The 4,518-nt window shown below is 43.7% G+C and carries 5 protein-coding genes; 4 read left to right on the top strand and 1 reads right to left on the bottom strand.

Annotated features, from left to right (window positions below; translation table 11 throughout):
- A partial coding sequence (locus VF500_RS01615) for a hypothetical protein (RefSeq protein ID WP_330858000.1) occupies window positions 1-365 on the bottom strand: 365 nt, incomplete at its 3' end.
- Between the two features lie 97 nt (window positions 366-462).
- Between VF500_RS01615 and VF500_RS01610 the strand changes: the two genes are divergently transcribed.
- The 4 genes from VF500_RS01610 to argS form a co-directional block, all read left to right on the top strand.
- On the top strand, window positions 463-2,550 hold the full coding sequence (locus VF500_RS01610; RefSeq protein WP_330857999.1) for a TonB-dependent receptor: 2,088 nt from the start codon (window positions 463-465) through the stop codon (window positions 2,548-2,550).
- A 28-nt stretch (window positions 2,551-2,578) separates the two neighbouring features.
- Window positions 2,579-3,193, top strand: coding sequence for an HmuY family protein (locus tag VF500_RS01605; protein ID WP_330857998.1), 615 nt, complete (start codon window positions 2,579-2,581; stop codon window positions 3,191-3,193).
- Window positions 3,194-3,268: 75 nt separating this feature from the next.
- The gene (locus VF500_RS01600) at window positions 3,269-3,760 is read left to right on the top strand and encodes a cupin domain-containing protein (RefSeq protein ID WP_330857997.1); all 492 of its coding nucleotides are present in this window, start codon (window positions 3,269-3,271) and stop codon (window positions 3,758-3,760) included.
- A 325-nt stretch (window positions 3,761-4,085) separates the two neighbouring features.
- The coding region (gene argS / locus VF500_RS01595; RefSeq protein WP_330857996.1) for an arginine--tRNA ligase at window positions 4,086-4,518 on the top strand (433 nt) is incomplete at its 3' end.

Here is a 4,518-nt window from a genome sequence, read left to right as displayed (position 1 = left end):
AGAGTGCTGTTGTTATTGAATAATATATTGGCGTTTAAGCTTTGGGCGTAAGCTGAGTAACAATTGCCTTTATTGACCTTTAATAATGTTGTCTCCTGATCAATCACTATCTGGCCTTCCAGTGTGAAAAATAGTGCCCTGCATGGCGCAGGGTAATTAAAAGTAAGGGTAAATGGCAGGGCCGAATCAAATACATTGTATACAACACAGATTCCATCAAACCAGCATTCATCTATTTTAATACTGCCATCAGTAAATCTTATTTCGAGTTTCCTTTCCTCAAGGCATGACGCGGCAGTAAAACCTTCCGGGTAGCGTAACTGAATATGGTTGGTTTGTGAAGCAGGGGTAAGGGCAGTGTGCATAAAATCCGTTTAGCGTTGTTTTCAATCCGTTTTGCGTTAACCAAACTTGATCGCTATGCCACAAATTTGCATCATTATTTTTAATTAGTCTAAATAAATGAAAATTATTCTTCCTTTGGTACTTGTCTTGTCGGTTTCAACTGCTGCTTTTGCACAACGCGACACAACAAGGAAGGATAGCACTAAGCAGTTGAAAGAGGTAGTAGTAACAGGCACCCGCACCGCAAAAAGCCTACAACAGGTACCTATCCCGATAACCCGCATCACATCAGAAGAAATAAAAAAACGCGGATTGGTGCGCCTGAACGAGGTTTTATCGGAACAAACCGGCATCAATATCCTGGATGATCCGCACGGACAAGGCATCCAGATCCAGGGTTTTGACCCCGCTTATACCCTGATCCTGATAGATGGTCTACCGCTTATCGGGCGCAGTACCGGCATATTGGAATTGTCGCGGATAACTACCAATAATATCGACAGAATTGAAATAGTTAAAGGCCCTACATCTTCCCTTTACGGCTCGGAGGCAATGGCCGGCGTAGTGAATATCATTACTGCCGAGCCCGCCAAAGGCTTTTCGGGTGGAGTAGCCGGGCGGTATGGCACCAATAAAAATGCCGACATCTCCCTGAACTCATCATACAAAACAAATAAATTCTATATCGGTGGTTTCGCCAACCGCAACAGCAGCGGTGGGTATAGTCTGCAACCTGCATCGGGAATCCCGACAGTTTCGCCTTTTCATGGCTATACACTTAACGGTAAAACAGCTTATCGCTTTGACGATAACACCAGTCTGAAGTTATCTGTAAGATATTTTACGAATGATCAGGATAGCCGATTTTCAGTTGATGACAACCGTTTTGCATCAGGTAAGGGCACGGAAAAGGATTTTAATATAGCCCCGGTACTTACTCATCGCTTCAGCAAAAAAGATGTTTCGGTGTTGCAGCTTTACCGCTCGGTTTATAAAACCAATTCGGATATCAGGTACGAGGATAATAATGAAGTTTATGATCAGACTTATTTTACCCAAACCTTTAACCGTGCCGAAGTTCAGAACGATTACGCACTTCAGGATAACCTGAAGCTAACGGCGGGTGTTGGCGGCCAGTATGAAACGGTTGAAGCTACCCGCTATACCAAACAGCAAGCATTCACATCTGGCTATGGTTATTTCCAGGCGGATTGGATCCCTATTAAAAAGCTTGATATTATTGTGGGAGGCAGGTTTGATGCGCATAGCGTTTACAAATCACAATTTAGCCCTAAGCTGGCAGCAAGTTATGCGCTTAGTGATAAGCTTACCGTATTAGGTTCGGCCGGTAAGGGTTATAAGGCCCCCGATTTCAGGCAGCTTTACCTCAACTTTACCAATGCCGAAGTGGGCTACAGCGTGTTTGGCTACGAAGAAGCACAAGCCGGGATAGCCCGTTTACAACAGGAGGGGCAGATTGAAACAGTATTAATTGATCCTTCCACACTTAAAAGATTAAACGCTGAGAGTTCGACAGCCTTCAACTTCGGTTTCAGGTACAAGCCTGTAGCTAAACTTTACTGGACTGCTAACCTGTTCCGCAATAATATCAGTAATCTGATCGAAACGGCTGCCATCGCCCTGAAAACAAACGGGCAGTCAGTTTTCTCTTACTTCAACCTCAATAAAGTATACACCCAGGGCCTGGAAACAGATGTTACCTATCAGCTTTGGAAACCTCTTCAGGTAGGCGGTGGCTTCCAGTACCTCGAAGCATATGACCAGGATGTGCTTGACCAGATCAAAGCTGGTAAGGTTTTTACTAAAGATCCGGAAACCAACTTAACCAAGCTATTAAAACGAAGTGATTACGGCGGTTTGCTTGGCCGGTCAAAATATACCTACAACATCAGGCTAAATTATAATGAGGAAAAGACAGGTATCAACACATCGGTAAGGGCTATTTATCGCGGCAGATACGGCTATAAAGACACTGATGGCAACGGTATTGTGAACCGGGATGATGAATATACTAACGGCTATATGCTAATCAATGCATCTGTTTCAAAGCTGTTTATGAACAATGCACTCAGGCTGCAGCTAACGGCGCAAAACCTGTTTAACCATAAAGATCCGCAGGTGATCCTGAACCTACCCGGCAGGCTTATTTACGCCGGGTTGGCTTACAATTTTAACAAGCAATAATTATTAAACTATCATACATACAACACACATGAACAAATTCAAAACTTTATCATTGGCATTCGGCGCGGCGGCTATATTACTGGCATCATCATGCAGTAAAAACAATAACGATCCAACTCCTGCGGTAAGCAAGCTTACCACTAAAACCATTACCGATCTTGACGGGGCTTCTACAGCTACAGTTTATTTCAGTCTTGCTACCGGTGCGGCGGTTACTGGTGCAGATACCGCGTCTGCAACAAAATGGGACATTAAATTTAAATCGACCAGCATTTTTATCAATGGTGGCACATCAGGCACCGGGACAGCCCAGGCCCAGGTAGTGAGCAGCACGTTCGAAACGTTAACCACAGCACCAACAGATGGTTACAAAAGCGACGCAACGGGCGCTCCTGCCATTTCGGGCTGGTACACTTATACTGCTACTACCGAGCCGCAGCACGCTATACTTACCGTACCTGGTAAAATATTCGTGATCAAAACTGCCGATGGCAAATACGCTAAGGTAGAAATGATCAGCTATTACAAAGGCAATCCAAACACTACAACTGCCACTTTTGCTGATCTTACCACACGTCCGGCATCACGTTACTATACTTTCCGTTATGCTTACCAGGGCGACGGAACAACAAGCTTCAAATAAGACAGGTTTTCTTTGGTTGGTTAATTATGTCGGAAGTCTCCTGAAAGGGAGACTTTTTTGTTTTATACTTGTTTTATGGAAACCCCCAATGCAGCTTATTACATACAATCGTTAAACCTGTTGCCCCATCCCGAAGGTGGTTATTACCGGGAGGTCTTCCGTTCGACGGAGGCAGTTAACCGGGTTGGTTCCACCGAAGTTAAACAGGCCTGCACCTCTATTTATTATTTATTGGAGGATGCGGATTTCTCCGGTTTTCATCGTATTGCATCAGATGAGATCTGGTATTTTCACAAAGGGCAGCCATTGATCATTCACGTGATCCAAAAAGATGGCAGTTTGATAAGCCATGAGTTATCTGACGAAAATACCGGCAGCTTTTCGGTTATCGTACCAGCTGGCTTATGGTTTGCTGCCGAATTAAAAACAGGCAAGGGTTTTGCGTTGGTGAGTTGTGCCGTTGCACCGGGTTTTGATTTTAGCGAATTTGAAATGGCTAAGCGTGACGAATTGGTGTTGCAATATCCTCAGCATGGGGCTTTGTTAACACGGATGTGCCGGGAATGAGCCGATAGAGTAGGAGGCACCTACGGAGCCAACAGCCATTTTATGATTTCAGCTATAAACACGGTACTCCTCCGGAGTTTTTAAAACTGTGATATTAGGGAATGTAGCATTAACGTATTATAAAAGAATAAAACACCTGCTCAGATCACCACTCAATCATCTAATAACCAGCAATTGAAAACTTACGCAATTAACACTCCGTAGGAGTATCGTGTTTATAGAGATTTTATAGCTAAAGTCAAGGCTCCGTAGGTGCCTCCTAATCTCCGTGTAAACATCACCATTTTAATATTTTCAATCCGCCCATTTTATTTAATTTTGCCGAATGGATTTTATTATTGAAGCAGCCGTAAAAGCAGTTAAACAATTATACCAAACTGACATTGAACCGGCTGCCGTTAGCATACAGGAAACCCGTAAGGAGTTTGAAGGACAAGTAACCATAGTAACCTTCCCGTTTACCAAATTTTCGCGCAAGGGGCCTGAACAAACAGGTACCGAAATAGGGGAGTTCCTTAAAAACGAATTGAAGGAAGTTGCTTCCTTTAACGTGATCAAAGGTTTCCTTAATCTTTCTATCAGCGATGAATACTGGATCAGTCAGTTATACAATCATATTACTGCCGATGATTTCGCGGTAGCAAGACCTAACGGGCAAAAGGTAATGGTGGAATATTCATCTCCCAATACCAATAAACCGCTGCACCTTGGCCATATCCGTAACAACCTGTTAGGCTATTCGGTTGCCGAGATTTTGG

The sequence above is a fragment of the Mucilaginibacter sp. genome (assembly GCF_036383575.1).
In the GTDB taxonomy this organism is placed as follows: domain Bacteria; phylum Bacteroidota; class Bacteroidia; order Sphingobacteriales; family Sphingobacteriaceae; genus Mucilaginibacter.
The sequence above is the reverse complement of the archived record's forward strand: the minus strand, read 5'-3'. Positions and strand labels throughout refer to the sequence as shown.